Source organism: Pedobacter gandavensis, assembly GCF_014172405.1.
Classification (GTDB): domain Bacteria; phylum Bacteroidota; class Bacteroidia; order Sphingobacteriales; family Sphingobacteriaceae; genus Pedobacter; species Pedobacter gandavensis.
On sequence record NZ_WNXC01000004.1, the window covers coordinates 331,568 to 352,418 of the forward strand.

The 20,851-nt window shown below is 41.5% G+C and carries 19 protein-coding genes; 7 read left to right on the forward strand and 12 right to left on the reverse strand.

Going from position 1 to position 20,851, the window contains the following annotated elements; genetic code table 11:
• The first annotated feature begins 23 nt into the window (after positions 1-23).
• The 6 genes from GM920_RS13605 (at position 24) to GM920_RS13630 (ending at position 6,049) form a co-directional block, all read left to right on the forward strand.
• Positions 24-914: a PorP/SprF family type IX secretion system membrane protein gene (locus tag GM920_RS13605; RefSeq protein ID WP_182958201.1), complete on the forward strand. Its 891-nt coding sequence runs from the start codon at positions 24-26 to the stop codon at positions 912-914.
• Between the two features lie 333 nt (positions 915-1,247).
• Entirely contained in the window at positions 1,248-1,943 is a 696-nt protein-coding gene (locus GM920_RS13610) for an aspartyl/asparaginyl beta-hydroxylase domain-containing protein (protein WP_182958204.1), read from the forward strand.
• Positions 1,940-2,890 carry a nucleoside/nucleotide kinase family protein gene (locus GM920_RS13615; protein ID WP_182958206.1) on the forward strand — a complete coding sequence of 317 codons (951 nt, stop codon included), beginning with the start codon at positions 1,940-1,942 and terminating at the stop codon, positions 2,888-2,890. The genes GM920_RS13610 and GM920_RS13615 overlap by 4 nt, the downstream gene beginning before the upstream one ends.
• Positions 2,887-3,840 (forward strand): phytanoyl-CoA dioxygenase family protein, encoded by a 954-nt coding sequence (locus GM920_RS13620; protein ID WP_182958208.1) that lies wholly within the window; start codon positions 2,887-2,889, stop codon positions 3,838-3,840. The genes GM920_RS13615 and GM920_RS13620 overlap by 4 nt, the downstream gene beginning before the upstream one ends.
• A gap of 1 nt (position 3,841) precedes the next feature.
• On the forward strand, positions 3,842-4,387 hold the full coding sequence (locus GM920_RS13625) for an adenylyl-sulfate kinase (RefSeq protein WP_182958209.1): 546 nt from the start codon (positions 3,842-3,844) through the stop codon (positions 4,385-4,387).
• A gap of 723 nt (positions 4,388-5,110) precedes the next feature.
• The gene (locus GM920_RS13630) at positions 5,111-6,049 is read left to right on the forward strand and encodes a methionyl-tRNA formyltransferase (protein ID WP_182958211.1); all 939 of its coding nucleotides are present in this window, start codon (positions 5,111-5,113) and stop codon (positions 6,047-6,049) included.
• 744 nt (positions 6,050-6,793) lie between these two features.
• On the opposite strand, the gene GM920_RS13635 is transcribed toward GM920_RS13630, so the two are convergent.
• The 4 genes from GM920_RS13635 to GM920_RS13650 all read right to left on the reverse strand — a co-directional run bounded on the left by GM920_RS13635 (position 6,794) and on the right by GM920_RS13650 (position 11,789).
• Positions 6,794-8,440 (reverse strand): efflux MFS transporter permease, encoded by a 1,647-nt coding sequence (locus GM920_RS13635; RefSeq protein ID WP_182958213.1) that lies wholly within the window; start codon positions 8,438-8,440, stop codon positions 6,794-6,796.
• Position 8,441: 1 nt separating this feature from the next.
• Entirely contained in the window at positions 8,442-9,491 is a 1,050-nt protein-coding gene (locus GM920_RS13640; RefSeq protein WP_182958215.1) for an HlyD family secretion protein, read from the reverse strand.
• 16 nt (positions 9,492-9,507) lie between these two features.
• Positions 9,508-10,830: a TolC family protein gene (locus GM920_RS13645; protein WP_182958217.1), complete on the reverse strand. Its 1,323-nt coding sequence runs from the start codon at positions 10,828-10,830 to the stop codon at positions 9,508-9,510.
• An 80-nt stretch (positions 10,831-10,910) separates the two neighbouring features.
• Positions 10,911-11,789 carry an AraC family transcriptional regulator gene (locus GM920_RS13650; RefSeq protein WP_182958219.1) on the reverse strand — a complete coding sequence of 293 codons (879 nt, stop codon included), beginning with the start codon at positions 11,787-11,789 and terminating at the stop codon, positions 10,911-10,913.
• A gap of 152 nt (positions 11,790-11,941) precedes the next feature.
• Between GM920_RS13650 and GM920_RS13655 the strand changes: the two genes are divergently transcribed.
• Positions 11,942-13,723 (forward strand): aminopeptidase P family protein, encoded by a 1,782-nt coding sequence (locus tag GM920_RS13655; RefSeq protein ID WP_182958221.1) that lies wholly within the window; start codon positions 11,942-11,944, stop codon positions 13,721-13,723.
• 116 nt (positions 13,724-13,839) lie between these two features.
• Here the strand turns inward: GM920_RS13655 and GM920_RS13660 are convergent, their stop codons facing one another.
• The 8 genes from GM920_RS13660 to fucP all read right to left on the reverse strand — a co-directional run bounded on the left by GM920_RS13660 (position 13,840) and on the right by fucP (position 20,781).
• Positions 13,840-14,103 carry a hypothetical protein gene (locus GM920_RS13660; protein WP_182958224.1) on the reverse strand — a complete coding sequence of 88 codons (264 nt, stop codon included), beginning with the start codon at positions 14,101-14,103 and terminating at the stop codon, positions 13,840-13,842.
• 48 nt (positions 14,104-14,151) lie between these two features.
• On the reverse strand, positions 14,152-14,940 hold the full coding sequence (locus GM920_RS13665) for an SDR family oxidoreductase (RefSeq protein ID WP_182958225.1): 789 nt from the start codon (positions 14,938-14,940) through the stop codon (positions 14,152-14,154).
• 7 nt (positions 14,941-14,947) lie between these two features.
• Positions 14,948-15,781, reverse strand: coding sequence for an amidohydrolase family protein (locus GM920_RS13670; protein ID WP_182958226.1), 834 nt, complete (start codon positions 15,779-15,781; stop codon positions 14,948-14,950).
• Positions 15,768-16,625, reverse strand: coding sequence for a fumarylacetoacetate hydrolase family protein (locus GM920_RS13675; RefSeq protein ID WP_182958228.1), 858 nt, complete (start codon positions 16,623-16,625; stop codon positions 15,768-15,770). Before GM920_RS13675 ends, GM920_RS13670 begins: the two co-directional genes overlap by 14 nt.
• Before the next feature lie 105 nt (positions 16,626-16,730).
• Positions 16,731-17,495, reverse strand: coding sequence for an SDR family NAD(P)-dependent oxidoreductase (locus GM920_RS13680; RefSeq protein ID WP_182958229.1), 765 nt, complete (start codon positions 17,493-17,495; stop codon positions 16,731-16,733).
• Between the two features lie 21 nt (positions 17,496-17,516).
• Positions 17,517-19,175 (reverse strand): UxaA family hydrolase, encoded by a 1,659-nt coding sequence (locus GM920_RS13685; protein ID WP_182958231.1) that lies wholly within the window; start codon positions 19,173-19,175, stop codon positions 17,517-17,519.
• 6 nt (positions 19,176-19,181) lie between these two features.
• A complete protein-coding gene (locus GM920_RS13690) occupies positions 19,182-19,514 on the reverse strand; it encodes an L-rhamnose mutarotase (RefSeq protein ID WP_182958233.1) in 333 nt (110 codons plus the stop codon).
• A gap of 4 nt (positions 19,515-19,518) precedes the next feature.
• Positions 19,519-20,781 (reverse strand): L-fucose:H+ symporter permease, encoded by a 1,263-nt coding sequence (fucP, locus tag GM920_RS13695; RefSeq protein ID WP_182958235.1) that lies wholly within the window; start codon positions 20,779-20,781, stop codon positions 19,519-19,521.
• Positions 20,782-20,851 lie beyond the last annotated feature (70 nt).

Consider the following 20,851-nt stretch of genomic DNA (forward strand, 5'->3'; position numbering starts at 1 on the left):
CAGCCCCATTAAACATTAGCAAAATGAAAAATATTTATAAATATGGCTTAGGGCTACTTATGGTTTTCGCCATAAGTAGTACCACTAAAGCACAGCTTAATCCTTTAACCGCACAGTATTATACCAATCAATACCTGATCAATCCGGCGATGGCAGGTACAGATCAGGGATTGAAATTGAATGCCGCCTACCGCAAATTATGGAGCAATGTTCCAGGTTCTCCACTGACCCAGAATATTACTGCCGATTATGGTTTTAATAAAGTCGGGCTGGGTTTGAATGTCTACAATGAAAGCGCGGGTTTGCAAAAACAAACGCGTGTGGTAGGAACATATGCTTATCATTTGAAAATGAACGAGGAAAGCAACCAACTTCATTTTGGGGTGTCTTTAGGTTTTATGAGCCAGCGACTGGAGAACAGTGACATTTATGGCAATCCGAATGATCCGGGAGTGGGTCAGTATAACGACCGAAAAACTTACCTTGATGGTGATTTTGGGGTAGCTTACACCACAGAAAAACTGACGGTTCAGGCTTCTGTTCCAAATTTGAAAAGCGTGCTTAAAAAGGATGTGATCAAACTGGCTGATGTCTCTACATTTTATGCCGCAGCAAGTTATAGACTGAAGTTATCAGAAGGCGTAAATGGTTTCGACCTGGAGCCGAAGGTAGCGTATAGAGGCGTGCAAGGTTATGATAACATTTGGGATGCAGGTGCGCAACTCGCCATCGCCAACAAACAGGTGTTCCTGACCGGGATATACCACAGCACAGAAAATGCGACCTTTGGTTTAGGGATGGATTTTAGAAATAAATACCTGATCTCCGGGACGTATACGACGCAGACTTCGGCCTTAAGCAGCTATACGAATGGTAGTTTTGAACTGAATCTGAGGTTGAACTTATCGAAGTAAGGGAAAAATGGGGGAAGAGGCAGGAACTGGAAAGAGGCAGGAACTACTCCAGGTCTGGACTATTTTGATGCTTCCCTAGAGGAAGCATCAAAATCCTCCCAGGCCCTGTCCTAGCCTATCCTCTTTCTTTGGGAGGCTAAAGAAAAACCCAGCGGTCATGGTTAGCCGATTCCCTTTCTTAGAGGCTAAAGAAAAACCCAGCGGTCATGGTTAGCGCTGAGTAGCCGGGATTCGCATTGAATCGCTGATACCATTTTAAAAAATATTTAATGATCATTTAAAATAGGAGATTGATTTAATCTCCTATTTTGTTTAGCTTAGAATCTTAAAATTATGCTCCCAACTCATCTCAAATTCGACTTTAATTACGACCGGCATCAGCTACAACAGGAATTGGATTATTGCTTGCAACAGGAATGGCCTATTCATTTCAATACCAAAGACTTCAATGGGGACTGGAGAAGTATCTCCTTGCGCTCTATATCCGGTCGCAGCAATGATATTTATGCGCATACTGGCAGTTATCAGGACACGCCATTATTAAAAAACAGCCCATATTTCAGTAGTATTATTGAGTCTTGGAAATGTGAAAAAGAGGCTGTCCGCCTCCTGGCTCTGGCTCCGGGGAGTGTCATCAAGCCACATAAGGATCGTGGTTGTTCCTATTCCGAAGGAAGTTTTAGAATACATATTCCCATTGTAACCAATCCTGGAGTTCATTTTATAATTAACGAACAGTACTTACACTTGCAGGAAGGTGAATGCTGGTATCTGGATTTTAATGAAACGCATAGCATTCTGAACGAAGGAGATGAGACCAGGGTTCACCTGATTATAGATGGAATTAGAAATGACTGGACCGATGAGTTGTTCAAGGCACAAGGTTATCCAATTGAAATGGAGCCTAAAGGTCCTTCTTATGATGAGGAAACTAAACTTAAAATCATCGCGCAGCTGGAACTTATGGATACCGATATCGCCAGAAGTCTGATCAGTGAGATGAGAAGTAACAAAAATACAGAGGCATGATGAACAAATCACCATTAACAAACTGGATCCCCCACCGACTCAGCATTTCGTCAGATGAGGAATGGATGCTCCATTGGATGGATCTTGAGGATCGGCACATCATGGAACCTTTTTTTGATGAAACGATTAACATTTGCAGCTGCCGCCGCAAGGACAAAAGACGATTGCCTAGTCTGAGTACCACAGATTTCTTGTCGGAAGTTGCTGCCGGAATTCCACACCTTCCTCCTACTGCATTTGTGTTTCATGTATCACGCTGTGGCTCGACCTTGCTGAGCCAGGCTTTTACCCTTGATTCTGAAAACATCATCATCGCAGAAGCTCCTTTACTGGATGAGATTCTCAGAGCCTCAGAAAAGAAGGAGATTACGGAGGAGAAAAGGAAGCAATGGTTCATGGCAGCAGTACAACTGATGGGACAACTTAGAAATGGGAATGAGTCTGCTTATATCGTTAAGCTAGACAGCTGGCACTTGCATTTTTATGACATCTTGCGCAGCTGGTATCCTAATACTCCGTTTTTCTTTTTGTCGCGCAAACCTGATGAGGTACTGGCATCTCATGAGAAACGCGCAGGAATTCATACCGTTCCTGGATTGGTTAACAAACAGCTACTTAAAATCGATCCGCAAGTAGATTATGGCGGCAATTTTAGTAGGTTTACAGCCGACGTTTTAAAAGGCTTTTATCAACAGATGAGCAGCATTCAACAGCTACAGCATCCCAAGAATGCATTTGCAGATTACGGGGAAGGGATATCTACCATGATCGATCGGTTTTCCCGATTTTCCGGAGTTCACATCAGAGGTCAGGAACAACTTCAAAATCGTTTAAATTACCATAGTAAATCAAATATATTGCCCTATCAGAAAGAGCAGGAACCGGAGCTTAGGCACCAGTACCCGGACTGTATGGAGGCTTATGAAAACATAAAGAGATCATCATGAAAGACTGTAATTTCAGTAGTTTATTTTACCAACATCACGAAAGTATCAAAACAGGAAAAACCACACCGCTACCTGAAGATTTTTACCAAACCGAAGATATATGGCTCAGTATTTATGGCCTCGGAAAATTTGAGACTTATTCCTTTATCTATGGCCATAGTCGCGATTTTTCCCATTTTATAACCTGGGCAACGGAATTAAAAGGCGCAGATTTTATCCACAAAGCAAGTCTGGACTTTCAGAACTGGCAGGGAAACAAAGATGCTCCCTTGGTTTCCGAAGCTCCTGTTACAAAAGTCCTCAGCGAGGAACAGCTGAAATTCTGGGAAGAAAATGGCTACTTAAGGATTCCAAATGTTGTAGAAGCAGCACATTGCGATCGTCTGAAAACACGGATTTGTAAACACCTTAACCTGCATATGGATTATCCGGAAACCTGGTATACTCCGCATCCTGATTGGCAAGGAACCATGCTTCAGATTTATCAAAATGAAGATATAGAGCTGGTCAGACAATCGCCATACATCAGGCAGATTTTTGCTGAACTTTATCAAACGAATCACCTGGTTGCGATTCCGGAAAAGTTAGGATATAACCCTCCTCAAACAGAGAACTGGGTACCTGGACAGACAAAATTACACTTTGATCTGGATATCGATCAGCCTATTAAATTTCATATTCAAGGGATGGTATATCTGGATGAGGTTCCTGAAAACCGCGGTCCACTACAAATTATCCCAGGATTTCACCATGATTTTGAGGAGTGGATAAAAGATTTTTCCAGCTTAGAAAGGGCGCATGATTACATCCGGATTACCGGAAAACCAGTACTTGTTCCTGGGTCAAAAGCCGATTTAATCTTATGGCGCAATACTTGTCCGCATGCTGCAAGTGTAAATTATTCTGACTTGCCGAGATTTGTGCAGTATGTAAGTTATAGCACCTTGTAAAATGGGTATCATCATTCCGTTTTGTGGCCTTTCAGGCGCAGGAAAGACCACATTGGCAGTCGCTATTGCCTCAAAAATGATAGCAGAAGGACTGAAAGTACTGGTCATGGATGGGGATCATTATCGCCAGTCGCTCTGTAAGGACCTGGGTTTTAGTAAAGCTGATAGGCTGGAAAATGTGCGCAGAATCAAGGAAGAAGCAGTAAATCTGCATGCTGGTTATGACCTGATCATTATGGCATTGATCAATCCCTTTGAAGAAGGAAGGGCTGCTACCGGAAATGCTGAAGAACTGGTCTGGATCAAATGTAGCTTGGAAACGCTGAGGGAAAGAGATACAAAAGGTTTGTATTTTAAAGCATATTTACCTGATGGACATCCGGATAAAATATATAACCTGACTGGAGTAAATGATACTTTTGAAATTCCTGAGCAAGCAGGATTAGTCATTGAAACGGATGTGATGAGTTTAGAAGAAAGTCTGGATAGCTTGTATTCGTTTTTAATGGTGAAGGTTGGGAAGGGACAAGAAGTTATAGGGGGCTGAAGGATTTGTTAAAAAAAGAGGCAGGAACTACTCCAAGGCTGGAATATTTTGATACTCTTTTAAGGGAGTATCAAAATCCTCCTAGGCCTTGTCCTAGCCTATCCTCTTTTTTTGCGACCGATTTATCCAGCAGGCAGTTTAATTGTTTAGCAGCTGGTGTACCTATTCTCTTTTTTTGTGACCAATTTACCCAGCAGGCAGCTTATTTGTTTAGCGATTGGTGTACCTATCTTCGTTTCTTTGCGACCGATTTATCCAGCAGGTAGCTTATTTGTTTAGCGATTGGTGTACCTATCTTCGTTTCTTTGCGACCGATTTATCCAGCAGGTAGCTTATTTGTTTAGCGATTGGTGTACCTATCTTCCTTTCTTTGCGACCGATTTATCCAGCAGGTAGCTTATTTGTTTAGCGATTGGTGTACCTATCTTCGTTTCTTTGCGACCGATTTATCCAGCAGGTAGCTTATTTAACAACCATTTTTAAAAACAACCCAGACGCCCCATTCTCTAGAATTATTACTTCAGTCGAGGGCTATCTTCGAAATTGTAGCTTAACAAGCTTTTTTGCAGACAAAACATATTATAATACCTGTTTTATTTTTAATAAATTATATTTTTTTGCACTACATTTAGCACAAACATATATAATTTTAATAGCTAAGCGAGGGTGTTTACATTTCCTGATTTTTCCGGAAACGGAAATACCTCTTCCAAAATCTTTTTTATGAAAACCTTAATTTTTACAAATAGCGCTTTATATTTAAATACCGCTTTAAGCATTCAGGAGCACTGCGAAGTTGCAGGAATTGTGATTCCTGAGGAACTAAACTATGAACTTCTAGGCACGATTGCTTATGCCGAAAACAGAGGAATTCCTTTGTTAAAAATTGCTAAATCTGACCTTGAACAAGGTGGTAAAGTAGCTTCCTGGATTCAGGAACTACAGGTTGAAGCCGTATTGGTGATGACTTTCCCATTTATCATTCCTGAGCATCTGCTAAAATCAACTGAAAAAGGCTTTTTCAATGTGCATTTCAGCAAACTTCCTTCTTATAAAGGATCTGCCCCGCTTTTCTGGCAAATGAAAAACGGAGCTAAAGAAACCGGCCTAACTATCCATAGGATGACGACTAATGTAGACAGCGGACCTATGGTTTTCAGACAGGAATTACAATTGTATCCAGGAGAGAATTATGGCCTGGCTAAAGCCCGTTTAACCGCTTTACTTGGCGAAAGTATGCCACAGATTCTAGAAAGAATCAAAGCAGAACAATACCTGTATGTTGGCGATGAGGATATTGAGAGTTCTTTCCATATTCCGGAAATAAATGACCTGACCATCAACTGGGATACACACACCGCTACCGAGATCGAACATTTGGTAAATGCTGCAAACCCACTGTACCAAGGTGCAATTACCTATATCGGCGGACAACAAGTAAGGATTTTTGAAGTTACTTCAGTTACCGGTGAATTTGATCCTGCACAAGTAGCACCAGGAACAGTTTTCCACATCGACCCTGAACATGGCCCAATGGTACTGACTTCTGATAAATCATTGTTATTACTGAATGTTGTAGGAACTATGGAAGGTATTTTTAGCGGAAAGAAAATGTGCGCAATCGGCTTAAAAGTAGGTGATCAATTCATTACATTAAGCTAAATCCCAAGCAAAACATCTAAAAATAAAGGGCCTGAAAATTCCAGATATTTAATTTTATCTGGAATTTTCAGGCCTTATTGTTTAAAAGCAGACCTGCATGACTGCTCTTCTGATTTAAATGCGCTCCCATCAAAGGATTTTCAGCTAATCACGATACGCTTTCCTGGGCAGCATCCTTTTGTTGAAATCCACATTCCAACCATTAGGCAGCCAATAGCAATAGGATTACATGGCAATAGAAAATTCAAGCCATTGAAAGCTGTGAGTCCCTAGATAAACATGCTTTATCCACACAAAAACAAACAACATAAAACTCTGTATATCTATCAATTAACAATTTAATCAACAAGGTTATCCACAGCAAAAGTTGGTAACTATTCTGGTTTCTTATCCACATCAAAATAAATCCAGATTAAACTGAATTACTGTTAATTAACAATGCTATCCCCAGGGTTATCCACAAAAAATGTTAATAACTGTGGCATAACCCACAAACCAGTACCCTTTATCAACACAACAAGGAGAAAAACCAAATGCCCCCTATATGCCTTTAATTTAAATTAAGACGCAAATACATCGGCACATTCTCGGTTCAGTGTCCAACCGGACCTTCCTATAAAAAATCGGCTTAGACGCGGAGATTCCTAGGATTATCAAATTTCTTCCCTCAAGGAAGCAATTTAATAATCCAGAATTGAAGCGTTCAAGCCGATTTTTTAACGAGGAACCGAGGTCATAGATGTATTAAGGCGCGATTGCAGCAAGCATTTCTTCTTCCCTTTTCAGAATCTCCTGTCCACGAAACCTCCTCCGGATATTAACTAATTTCCTGAAATTCACTGGTACAAATCTGTAGCTCAACACGAATAAAATCACCAATCCGCCGCTGACCACAATCCATCCAAAGATTTCTTTAGCTGCAGCCATAGTTGCCTGTGCCTGCACCATAGCCCAAACACTGGAGACCCCCATCGACTGTGCGGCTTCTATACTTTTCCCTTGCGACATTGCCCCCTGAATCAGGGGATTTAAACGCCCTGTGAGCAAAGGATCATTGGCATCCATATGCTGAACGATGAAAGCAGTATGCTTTAATTGACCAGCATACAACTCATAGGAATACACTGCGCTCCAAAAGGCCGGGCCGATAAAAGAGCGGAAAAGGATCAAAATTGATACTGCGGCAAGCAATTCTGTAAGCGATAACTTATCTGCACAATACACCCCAATAGCGATGTATAAAATTGTCAACCCCAAGCCTTTCAAGAAAACCGGGAAGGCCAGGTCATTGATTTCTATTACCGGGCTAAAGAGAAAAAACAGGATCAGGTGGTAGGCGATAAAAGCGCCAAATCCCGAGCATACTAACCCTTTTAAGCTCCATTTTCTACGGAACCAGGCAAAGCAAAACACTCCACCAGCAACAGCTCCAAGAGCCATCATCAAGTTGATTTCTGCATTACTTAAGGCACTATATTTCAGCACTCCAGTGGTAAAAGCACTTTGTATCCCGGAACTCCCAAAGAAGATTCCCATTAAAAAGATAAACACGATCGACATCCATACGCTTTTACGTTTAAATACATCCAGGCTTAGGAAAGGTCTTTTCAGTATCATTTGACGCTGAATAAACCAGGTACCGAGTAGTATGAAACCAAAAGTTGAAAATTTGATGCTATGATCGTTCCACCAGTCCAGGATTCTTCCGTAAGAAAGCACATAATTCAAGAGCATCATGGAAGTCAGGATCAACGCAAAGCTGAGCCAGTCGATCTGGTAAAAAGGAACCTTTTTAGAGCCCCTATAATTGTGTCCAAAGATCAGTACCAACAACAAACAAAACAGCAGTATCCCCATCGTATAGTAATAGACGAGATGCCAGTTATATTCAAATGAAAGCTTTGTAGCAAAATAACTGGCTATCTGAGCCAGCGCAATAGAAAGTGGATAAAATACCGAGTAAAACTTAGGTCTATCGCCAGTTGGACTAATGATAAACATGATGGGCAGGATAACCTCCATCATGGCGAAGGCCTTAATCATCCCCATGATCATATTCGCGATAATCAGTACCCATGCCTGATCTGTTGTGGCACAAATAAAACTCCCTAAAATCAGGCTACTGAGGGAAACCAACAGGATGTGCCTTGTTTTAAAAAGTTGTTTGGTCCGCAGCGCCAGTGGAAAGACGAGTGCCATTCCAAGGGCAGAGGCATAGCTGGCCATCATTAGATCCTCCGTGAGCATTCCTTGACTACCCATCATATCACCGATATTGGTACTGTACACTCCGCTAATTCCGAGGATCGGAATGGTCAGCAAAATGATCAGCAGCAACTGCACTGGCCTGGGCACCCAATCATGAAATAATCCTAATTTATAGGTCTGCATATTAGATAGATTCTACTTCTACATTCATACCCGCTCTTAATAACTTTAGGTCTTCTGGCTTGTTATCAACAGTGAATTCAATTCGTATCGGTATGCGTTGCTGCACTTTAACGAAATTACCTGTAGAGTTATCCACAGGAACTGTGGATAACTTTGCGCCAGTGGCCTGAGAAATTGCCGTGATTTTTCCCTTGTAAGATTTACTTCCCAGAGCATCTACTTTCACCAGAACCTCTTGTCCGACGCTGATCTTATGGAGTTGTTTTTCGCGATAATTTGCGACAATCCATTTCAGTTCCCCGCTGACAAATGAAAGTAAAGATTGTCCGGCTTGGATCAGCTGACCTTCCTGCAAAGTCCTCCTCCCAACAACCCCATCATAAGGCGCTGTAATTACAGTATAAGAAAGGTTTAACCTGGCCATATCCAGGGCGGCTTTACTACGTTTCAATTCTGCTTCATTCACACCGATTCTGGAACCTGCTTCTACAGCCGACAATTCCGTTGTTCCTTTTTGATGTTGCAGGGCTTGATATTGCGCTTTTAACGCGTCATATTCTGTTTGCACCTGTTCATACTGTTGTTGTGTTACCACCTCATCTTTCAACAAAGCAGCATAACGCTTATAATTTTTCTCTGCGTTTAACAACCTGGCTCTGGTGGCCGCGATATTGGATTCGGACACGGCAACATTGTTTTTCACCGTATTTACTCCTGAAGAGGTCACATTTCTTGCCGCTTGGGCATTCATATAGGCCGCCTCAGCTTGTGCAAGGGCGATATTTAGTTCTCTATCGTCTATAACTATCAGCGTATCCCCCTTTTTTACAGCTTGATGTTCTATGAAATAAATCTTTTTGATGTAGCCAGCAACGCGGGTATTGATGGGTGTAATGAATTCTTCCACCTGGGCATCGTTCGTATATTCGGATTTATCGAGCTTAAAATAAACGACACCGGCCCAAATCAGTCCGCCGCTAACCATCAGGATAAGCAGGGTGTTGATGATGCTGAAATGTTTTTTATGTAATGGTTTCTTTTGATGTGACATATGAATTTGATGCGAATTAATTTAAGTTTCCTGTTGTTTTTTGTAATTGATAATAGGTGTAAATGATGCTGATTTCTGCATTTTTCTGCTGAAGTTCTGCCGCTAACCTGACGTTTGTAGCATCCATCAGGTCTGTCAATAAGGCCATTTGGTTCAGGTATTTTTTCTCCACAATCCTGAAATTTTCTGTAGCGAGTTGCAAACTTTTATCCGCTGATTGCAGCAGTTGTTTGGCTTCTCTATGCTTGATGAACGCTGCTTTTACGGAAATTTCCGTGTTTTGGCGCAATTGTTCTGTGGCTTCCAGTTGCTGGCGTTGCTGTGTTTTAGCAAGGTTGATATTTTTCGGTGCATTGTACAGGGAGGAGATGTTGAAAGCTACACCTACTCCAGCTTGCCAACCATTGCTATACATGTCGCGTGCAGGCATAGAGCTGGTTAATGGCCTTACCATAGAATTTCCTGCGTTCAACTGTATGCTTGGTAAACGATCGGCTTTTGCCAGGTCTACATGACGTGCGGCAATGCGGTTGCTCAATGCTGCGGAACGCAGTTCTGGATATTGTTGATAAGCAAGATCTAAATATTCCTGAAGGCCATTCACTTGGGGCTTATTGCTTAAAATCGAAGTATCAGGCATAATATAAGTCTGGTCTGACAAACCAAGCGCAATGCTCAACTGCTGACTTAAGATATCGATGTTGTTGTTGAGTTGTTGCACGGCAGTACCCAAATTGGTGATCAGCAATTCGTTTCTAATCACATCATTCTTGGTCACCATACCACTTTTATACATCTTATTGATGTTGAATAGACGTAATTGTGCGAGCCTGATATTTTCCTGATATACCTCCCTTTGGTTGTACATCTTGAACAGGTCGAAATAGTTTCCGGCAAGCAGGATTTTCAAGTCCAGGTTATTCTTCTCATATGCCAATCCGGCCAGTTGCTCTTGTAAACCGGCAATAGCAATATTGTTATTGATAGCTCCACCTTTAAAGATCGTCTGACTGGCTTGCAGGGTAAAAGAATTGCCGAAATGAGGCATTGGTACTGTTGTTTTTCCGGAGAAGTCGTTATTAAACACAGTGACATCTCCAATATAGGAAGCGGTAGCCGCAGCAGTTAGTATTGGATTTCTTTGCGTTTTAACCACTGCTGTACGTTGTTCTGCGATAGTCATTCCTGTTCTGGAAATTTTCAACTGCTGATTGTTGGTTTCAGCCAGCTTAAACAACTCAGGAACACTTAGCTTTTTATAAAGTGTATCCTGTGCAGAGGCGCTTTGGGTGTAGCATGCTGTGAAGACAGCACTCACAAAAATTAATATATTTTTCACAGAACAAAGGTCGGCAACACCAGGAGGCCTAACCATGTCCGTATAGCAGGGAAATATGTCAGGATGGCGTAATATGGGCCTTAATGGTCCGCACGAAACTGTGAAGGGGTAATTCCGGTATGTTTCTTAAAATACTTGGCAAAGGTAAACTGGTCGGTAAAATTCAATTCTTGTGCAACCTGGGCGATATTTAGTGATCGATCCTTGAGTAATAACTTAGCGCCAACAATTACAGCACGGTCAATGAATGAACCTGTGGTTCTTCCTGTGCCCTCTTTCAGCATTTGCGTCAGGTGTTTCGGCGTGACAAAGAGTTGGTCTGCATAAAATTGCACGCTTCGCTCCTCTTTATAGTGTTTCGACAGCAGTCTCAAGAAACCGATAGTCAGCTCTTCGCGTCTGTTCAACTTCACCTTATAGGAGACATTATATCTTGCATAGATAGAGGCCGAATGGTAAAATAGCGACAGGAAGCTATACTTTTTCAGCTCTCCGATAAAGGCAACAGCCTGTTCTTCGGCTAATGCTTTTTTCAGTACTTCATAAAGATTTAATAGCAGTTTTGTTTCCTCGACATTAATCGCATAATAAGGTTGATATGCACCGGTCATCACTTCTACAACACTGGGTGTACTCAATACCACACCAGTCTGACTCAAGTAATCTATAGAAAAAACACAGCCTTGCACTTTAAAATCCTGACTAATGTCACTAAACTCATAAACGGTGGAGGGCATAATAAAAAATAGCGAATTTTCTTTTACCCAAAATTCCCTCAGGTTATGTTTTACAATCATAGAACCTTTGGTGATGATGAGCACCGCGAAATAAGTTGCTTTATACACCTCACCGACTACAATTCTCTTGGAAAAATCTTGCTCAGAAAAGACCATTACCGCTAATGGGTTATCTTCTTCCGGTTTAATTATTCCCTGATAATGAACTGCCGTTTTCTTCATTTTAGCGTAAAAATAAGATAATTCCAGTATTTATTGCTGCCGCCTGGCCTGTATTCCTTCCCTTACCAACCTACATTCCTTTTCCCTCATTTTGTAGAGGAATTAAAATCCATAGATTTGCGTTAACTCGATAGACATAAAAAAGCTAAACCATGACATATCAGGAAAAATTAAGCGCGATACGTTCTCAAATGAAGGCCGACAATGTACAGGCCTATATCATCCCATCCGCAGATCCACACATTAGCGAATACTTACCAGATCATTATAAATGCATTCCTTTTGCTTCCGGATTCACTGGATCGGCCGGAACATTGGTCATCACTCCTGATTTTGCTGGTCTATGGACCGACTTCCGTTATTTTGAACAAGCGGCAGAAGAGTTGGAAAACAGCGGTTTTGAGCTGGTAAAACAAAAAATACAACATGCTCCGGAATACATACAATGGTTGGGTAGCAAACTTGAAAAAGGGGCTATTGTGGCCAGCAATGAAAAACTAGTTTCCATCCTTCTTGGAGATTTACTAACGCAACAATTCTCTTTCAAGGGTCTTGTGTTAGCTGATAAAGATTATTTAAGTCCAATCTGGGAAAACAGACCAGCACTACCTGCAGAAAAAGCCTACCTGATCGACGAAAAACACATCGGTCAATCGGTATCCTCAAAACTTGCTGCAGTAAGAGCTGAGCTAAGCAATAAAGGGGCTAACTATCATTTAATTTCTTCTTTAGATGATATGGCCTGGTTGTTTAACATCCGCGGCAATGATGTTAACTATAATCCCGTGGTCTTGAGCTTTGCCTTAATCGGACAATCGGAAGCCAGCATCTTCATCAACCCTAAAAAGCTTAGTGAGGCAGAGACAGCTTCCTTATTGGCTAGTGGTGTACAGGTAAAGCCATACGAAGAGATTGAAGCTGCATTGGCTACAATCCCGGAAAATAACAGCATTTTTATTGATCCTAAACGCAATTGTTTCGCTTTTGCCAAGCAATTACCAGCCTCAGTAAAAGTGATCAAAGAGACCAATCCATCTACCAGCTTAAAAGCGATTAAGAATGAGACGGAATTGGCAAATACCCGTATTGCGATGACCAAAGATGGTGTAGCAATCACCAGATTCTTGAAATGGTTATCAGAAAACATTGGGAAAATTAAAATCACCGAACTATCTGCTGCTGCTGAGCTACGTAAATTCAGGGCTGCTCAAGAAGGCTTTGTTGGTGACAGTTTCAATACCATCAGTGCTTACGCTGCCCATGGCGCCTTACCACATTACGGTCCGACTGCAGAAAGCGATGTAGAAGTAAAAGCACAAGGATTATTCCTGGTAGACTCTGGCGGTCAATACAATTACGGAACTACTGACATCACCCGTACAATCCCTATGGGGAATAATACCGGCGAAGAAAAAACCGACTACACCCTGGTTTTAAAAGGCATGATTGACGGTTGTAAAACCCGCTTTCCTAAGGGAACCTGTGGTTACCAAATTGATGCCATTACCCGTAAGCCACTTTGGGACTATGCGATTAATTACGGTCACGGTACCGGACATGGCGTTGGTTATTTCCTAAATGTTCATGAAGGCCCTCAGGTATTCAACCCAACGGCAACACCTGTATCCATAGAACTAGGAATGATTACTTCCATTGAACCAGGCGTTTACCGTCCTGGAAAACATGGTGTAAGAATCGAAAACCTGGTAAACACCATCACAGATGTGAGCAATGAATTTAACGAGTTCTACGCATTTGAGTCGTTAACGATTGCCCCAATCAGTACTGAAATTGTAAAAACGGAGTTGTTGGAACAAAATCAAATCGACTGGTTGAATAGCTATAATGCGATGGTATTCGAAAGATTGAGCCCGAGTTTAGATGCTGAAGAAGCGAAATGGCTGAAAGCATATACTAAGGCTATTTTTAAGTAGCATCCAGTGTTTAATGGAGTTCATTTAAGATATAGAAGAAAAAAGAGTTTATAGTCTGCGACTGGAATCTTTTGCCTTGAAGAAGGCAAAACTTCCTATGTCTTTTCCTACAAAACTCATTTTTCTTTGGAAAATGCAAAAAAAAGGAAGGGAGAAAGAAAAGGCGTTTTGCCCTTCATTTCTCCCTTTTTTATTGCTTCTCTTCTCTTCTCTTCTCTTCTCTTCTCTTCTCTTCTCTTCTCTTCTCTTCTCTTCTCTTCTCTCTTTTCCTTTTCCCTTTTCCCTTTTCCCTTTTCCCTTTTCCCTTTTCCCTCCACAAACTTATTGGACTCGCGAGGTCTGTGGGCAATTAGTAAAAAAGAAATGTCCTTAGACGACATCCAAATGTTTCCTTCAAAACATTTGAGGAGGAGAAGGATTTTCTTTTTTTAAATTGGACTAATTGAGCGGTCCAAATGCACATAACCACCATCGACATAGACCAGTTGACCAGTCGTATGACTTGACACTTCAGAAAGCAAAAACACTGTCGTATTTGCAATCTCTTCCGCTGTAGTCATTCTATTCTCCAAAGGGATTTTCGCTTTAATTTCTGCTAATTTCTCTTCTGAATTTGGAATTGAATTGATCCAGGTCTGGTAAAGTGGCGTATAACATTCTGCAACGATCAGGGAGTTCACTCTGATCCCATACGGCAAAAGTTCCACTGCCCACTCTCTGGTGAGCGCGTTTCTACCACCATTTGCGGCAGCATAGGCGGAGGTTCCCCCTTGTCCTGTATCAGCTACTTTAGAACCGATATTGACAATTGCACCTTTAGATTTTTTCAATGCTGGTAGGGCATGATGTGCCATCAGGTAATAGTGTACTACATTTTTATGCAGACTTTCTACAAAGCGCTCATAGTTTCCGCTTTCCAGTCCGACACCATCATTTACTCCTGCATTATTGACCAGGCCGTCAATTCTACCATATTTATCCAGCACGGTTTTCACTGCTGTTTCACTGTCTGACGGGTTGGTTAATTCGGCGACCAACTGAAACACCTTTCCCCCGTCAGCAGTAATATCATCTGCCAATTTTTGGTTATCGACTGCATTTCTTCCCACGATTACGGGTATTGCACCTTCTTTTGCCAGGACTCTGACAATTGCTTCGCCAATACCTTTGGCTCCACCGGTTACGATGACTACCTTATCTTTTAATTGCAAATCCATTGACTGCTTATTTTAGGTTATAAAAGTTCTTTGCATTGTTTCCCCAGAAGTCTTCTTGAGCTTCTTTTGGGAGTTTTTCGGTATAGTTTTCGATCAGGCTGACTACCCTTCCATAATCTGCGGCAAGCAGGCATACTGGCCAATCGGAGCCATACATCACTCTTTTTGAGCCAAAAGCTTCGAAGACTACATCTAGATAGGGTGTAAAATCCTTCACTTTCCATTTCTTCCAATCTGCTTCAGTAACCATCCCTGACACCTTACAAGCTACATTTTCATGTTTTGCTAAAGCGATGATTTGCGCTTTCCATTCCTCGATCAGTCCATCTTTAATATTTGGTTTAGCGAGGTGGTTTAAGATAAACTGTTGCTCAGGAAACATGGAGACTAGTTCTTCCGCATATTTCAGCTGATGGGGATAGATGAGAATATCGTAGGTAAAGCCGTGTGCACTTAATTTACTGATTCCATTTAAAAAGGCTGGTTTCAACATCAAAGCAGGATCAGGCTCCCCTTGAAGGATGTGCCTGAACCCTTTTAACTTTTCATTTTTACTCAATTTATGCAATTGAGTATCGATATCTTCGACTTGAAGGTCTACCCAGCCGACCACCCCTTTGATAAAGGGATGGGCAGCGGCATGATTCAATTGAAAATCGTTTTCTTCCGGGCTTTGGTCAGACTGTACTACGATGCAACCATTGAAGCCATAATGCTCAAGAATACACTTGAGGTGTTGTGGGAGAAAATCATCTCGAAGCACGTCCATATCGTCCGTGATCCAGCTGTCCCTTACCTCATCATAGTTCCAAAAATGTTGGTGTGAATCAATTTTTAACATAGTCTACAAGCAGCTGTTTTGAAGTACCAAGGCCATCAATACCAAGCTCCACAACATCACCCGCTTTCAAGTATACCGGAGGGTTAAAGCCTAAGCCAACACCTGCAGGCGTACCTGTAGAAATCACATCCCCTGGCAGTAAAGTCATAAACTGACTTACATAAGAAATCACAAAAGGGATATTAAAAATAAAGTTCGAGGTATTACCATCCTGCATTTTTTTACCGTTAACGGTAAGCCACAGGCGAAGGTTATTTACATCAGCAATCTCATCCTGAGTGGCAAGGAATGGGCCTAATGGTGCGAAAGTATCACAACCTTTTCCTTTATCCCAGGTACCATTTCTTTCCAGTTGGAATTCACGTTCTGACACATCATTGTGTAAAACATAACCGGCTACGTAATCCAGTGCATCAGCTTCGTCTACATAAGAAGCTTTTTTGCTGATTACTATCGCTAATTCCACTTCCCAATCCGTCTTTACAGAGTTTTTAGGGATGGTAATATTATCATTAGGGCCTGTCAGTGAAGTTGTAGATTTCATAAAAATCACAGGCTCTGGTGGCATTGGTGCATTGGTTTCTTTCGCATGATCTGCGTAGTTTAATCCGATACAAACAATTTTCGAAGGACGTGCTACAGGAGATCCCAAGCGGGTATCAGCAGGAATAACAGGCAGTTTACCTTCATTTTCTTTTACAAAATCAGCCAGCTTTGTCAGGCCGTCATTTTGAAAAAACACTTCATTATAATCTGCTCCGAAAGCAGAAGTATCATACCAAATATCGTTTATAATTACACCGGTCTTTTCCTGATCCGGCATTCCCCATCTGATTAATTTCATTGCTGTTTATCTATATATTGTGTGTACTCAATTTTATTATTGCTTGCTTTCGCTAATTTATAAAATTAGCTGAGTCGGGCATTGGCATATTTTCTGTATGGCGTTTTAATTATTCAATTTAATGAAACCACCATCAAGCGGGTAATCATTACCGGTAATAAATCCAGCTTCTTCAGAGCACAGATATAGTGCTAAAGCGGCTACTTCTTCTGGTTTACCCATACGACCTACCGGCTGACTTTTCGATAACTTTTCAAAAATCTCTGCTTCTTGTCCGGCGTAATTCTTAGCGATGAATCCATCTACGAAAGGTGTATGTACCCTCGCTGGTGAAATACTGTTACAACGAATACCATCTGCCATATAATCACGCGCTACAGAAAGCGTCATTGCGAAGATTGCACCTTTACTCATTGAGTAGGCGAAACGATCTGTAATCCCAACTACAGCGGCAATAGAGGCCATATTTAGTACCACAGCAGAACTGCTTTTTTTCAATGCCGGGATACCTGCATACAAACAGTTATATGCTCCTTTTACATTTACGTTGAATACTTTTGTGAAATCCTCTTCAGAAGTCGTGTCTGCTTTCCCGATATGTGCAATACCTGCGTTATTCACCAGGATATCAATTGCACCGATCTTTTGAAAAACACCAACTACGGCTTCCTGGTTACTCACATCGCAACCATGCGCTTCAGCGTTTCCACCAGCGATCTGGATTTCTGCTACTGCCACTGCTGCGGCTTCCGCATTTAATTCAATGATGTGCACATTTGCCCCTTGTTTAGCAAAGAGCATGGAAATTGCTTTTCCGATTCCACTGCCTCCACCTGTAATAATTGCTGATTTTCCTTTTAAACTAAACATATGATGATAAATTCTAATATTTTATAATGAAACGCCTCTTTTCCATGGGATAAAATCATCCTGATTCAATAATACTGCTTTTGGTGTGATTTCACCACTTGCTGCTTTGATACAATATTCCAGGATTTCTATACCCATTTCTTCGATTGTTTTCTCTCCGCGGATAATGGCACCGGTATCGATATCGATGATATCTCCCATTCTGGTCGCCAGCGCTGTATTGGTGGCGATTTTTATCACCGGACAAACCGGGTTTCCCGTTGGTGTCCCTAAACCGGTTGTAAACAAAATCAGAGTAGCACCACTTGCGGCCTTTCCTGTAGTTGCTTCCACATCATTTCCCGGCGTACACACCAGGCTTAATCCAGGTTTGGTTACTGGCTCGGTATAGTCGAGTACATCGACTACTGGCGAAGTACCTGCTTTTTTTGCTGCACCTGTACTTTTGATCGCATCGGTAATCAAGCCATCTTTAATGTTGCCTGGGGAAGGGTTCATATGAAACCCTGAGCCTACGGCATGTGCCTGTGCATCATACTCCTGCATCAGGCGAATAAACTTATCTGCGGTAGCTTTATCCACACATCTGTCGATAATATTTTGCTCTGCGCCACACAATTCCGGGAATTCTGCCAGCAGGACTTTAGCGCCCAATGCGACCAGTAAATCGGATGTATAACCGACAGAAGGATTTGCAGAAATCCCGCTAAAGCCATCGCTACCACCACACTTCACCCCTACACACAATTCGCTTAATGGCGCTGGTGCACGTTCCATCTTATTAATCTCTGTTAGGCCCACAAATGTTTTCAGAATTGCTTCTTTAATCAATTGCTCTTCACTCTGACTTTGTTGTTGTTCGAAGATCAGGATATTTTTATCGAAAGCAGGGTTTCTCTTTTTAACATCATTCAACAAGTCTTGTGTTTGTAAATGCTGACAACCCAGGCTCAATACCGTGATCCCTGCAACATTTGGGTGGTCTGCATAAGCAGCCAATAAATTGCTTAATAAAGCCGAATCTTGTCTTGTACCACCACATCCGCCTTGATGATTCAGGAATTTGATGCCATCTACATTTTTAAACACCCTGTTTTTCACAGGTTCTGCGGAAGCAATATGGTCAAGCTGGAAGGATTCTAATGCTGCACCTTCATTGAAGGCAGTCAGTAATTGGTCTGTAAAAGACCTGTATTTATCGGTTACTGCATAACCTAAGGTGTTGTATAAAGATTCCTTAATTACATCCAGGTTTCTGTTCTCACAGAAAACGGTAGGAATAAACAACCAGTAATTTGCGGTGCCTACTCTGCCGTCTTTACGATGGTAACCATTAAAAGTACGATTGACAAATTTGGAAACATCCGGTTTTTCCCATTGATAATTGACGTCTCTGAAACTATAGTCCTGAGAAGCGTGGTGGATATTATCTGTAGTCATCAATCCACCTTTTAAAATTGGAGTGGTTGCTTTGCCTACTAGAACACCATACATCAGAACCTCATCATCCACTTTCATATCCTGGATAAAGAATTTATGTTTAGCGCGAATATCATCTTGTAAGATAATTTGCGAGTTGTTCCATTCGATGGTCTGTCCTTTTGGTAAATCCTGTAGGGCTACCAGCACATTATCATCCGGATGGATTTGTAAGAAACTGTTGTTATTGCTTGCTGACATCGACCTTTATAATTGAAATATTTTATCCATCATCATCCATTTTTCTCCAGGTTTAGCCCCTGGAAGAGCTTGTTGATACTTCCACATCAGTGTTTCCCATTCCTGTACCTTTTCATTGGAGGCATCCATGGCATCTTTTTGCGCAAAGCTAAAGTCGTCATTTACTTCCATGATCATAAAAAGGCGGTTTCCTACCCTATAGATCTCCATATCCTCGATACCTGATGAGGTGATACTTTCTATAATTTCCGGCCATACCGCCTTGTGCATCGCTTCATATTCTGCGATCAATTGATCATCCGCTTTTAAATCCAGCGTTAAATAGTACTTTTTACTCATAAATTTAATTTGAACTAGCTGCATTAATTGGAACTACTTTATGGCCTTTGATACCAAAAAGGAATACCACTACAAAACATATTAAAGGAACGACATATCCAAGTTGAATGTTGTGGGTAAGGTCTGCAATATGCCCCATTCCTAATGGTAGAATGGCTCCACCAACGATAGACATAATGATTAGGCTGCTTCCAAATTTTGTGTCTTTACCCAGGTCTCTGATGCCCAGCGAGAAAATCGACGGAAACATAATTGACATAAAAAATGCGATACCAATTACGACATAAACGGCTATCATACCGGTAACTGTCATTGCTGCCGCGGATAGCAGGATACAAATTGCCGCATAAATCGACAGCAATTTTGGAGGGGCAATAAACTTCATCAGGAATGTTCCAAAGAACCTACCGATCATGAAGGCCATTCCTACGCCAACGCCAGCATAATTTGCCGCTTCCTGCTCATCAATTCCGGCCGCTTTAGTGGCATATAAGATGAAAAGACTGAACACGCATACTTGTGCGCCTACATAGAAAAACTGAGTGACTACTGCCCAGCTGAGGTGCTTATGTGCTAAAGCATGAATGATCCCTGTTTTTTCCCCTTTCTTTTGTTCTGTTTCTTTAATTTCAGGAAGTTTCAGGAAGACAAAGATAATGGCAATCACCAGGATGATACTACCAAGAATCAGGTATGGCATTTTCACGCTGGAGGCTTCGGAAGCTAAGGCAACTTCTCTGGCTGAGGCCGTCATGGCATTCAATTCTTCTTCGGTATTTCCCTTGGTCATAATGATTTTAGCACCGATAATAGGGGCTAAAGTAGCCGCTAAACCATTGAACGATTGCGCAAAATTTAAACGGAAGGTGGAAGTCTCCTCAGGTCCTAGTAAGGAAGCATAGGGATTTGCGGCTGTTTCCAGAATGGTTAACCCGCAGGCAATGATGAAAAGTGCAATCAAAAAGAAAACATAAGATTGCATATTTGCTGCTGGAATGAATAAAAAAGAGCCTAAGGCGAACAAAAGGAGTCCCATGATGATTCCGGATTTATACCCGAACTTTTTCATTAGGAAACCTGCAGGCAAAGCCATTACGAAGTAGGCAATAAATACTGCTGAATCGACCAAAGAAGCTTGCAGAGTTGAAAGGCTGAAAGACTTTTTCAGATGGGGAATTAAAATCGGATCTAGATTATGAACGAAGCCCCACATAAAAAAGAGGGACGTAATCATGATAAACGGAAACAGGTATTTATTTTTAGTCATTGGTTTAGTTTATTTGGTTACCCAAAGGACGCGAATTCTCTTACATTTTATTTTATGATATTATCATATC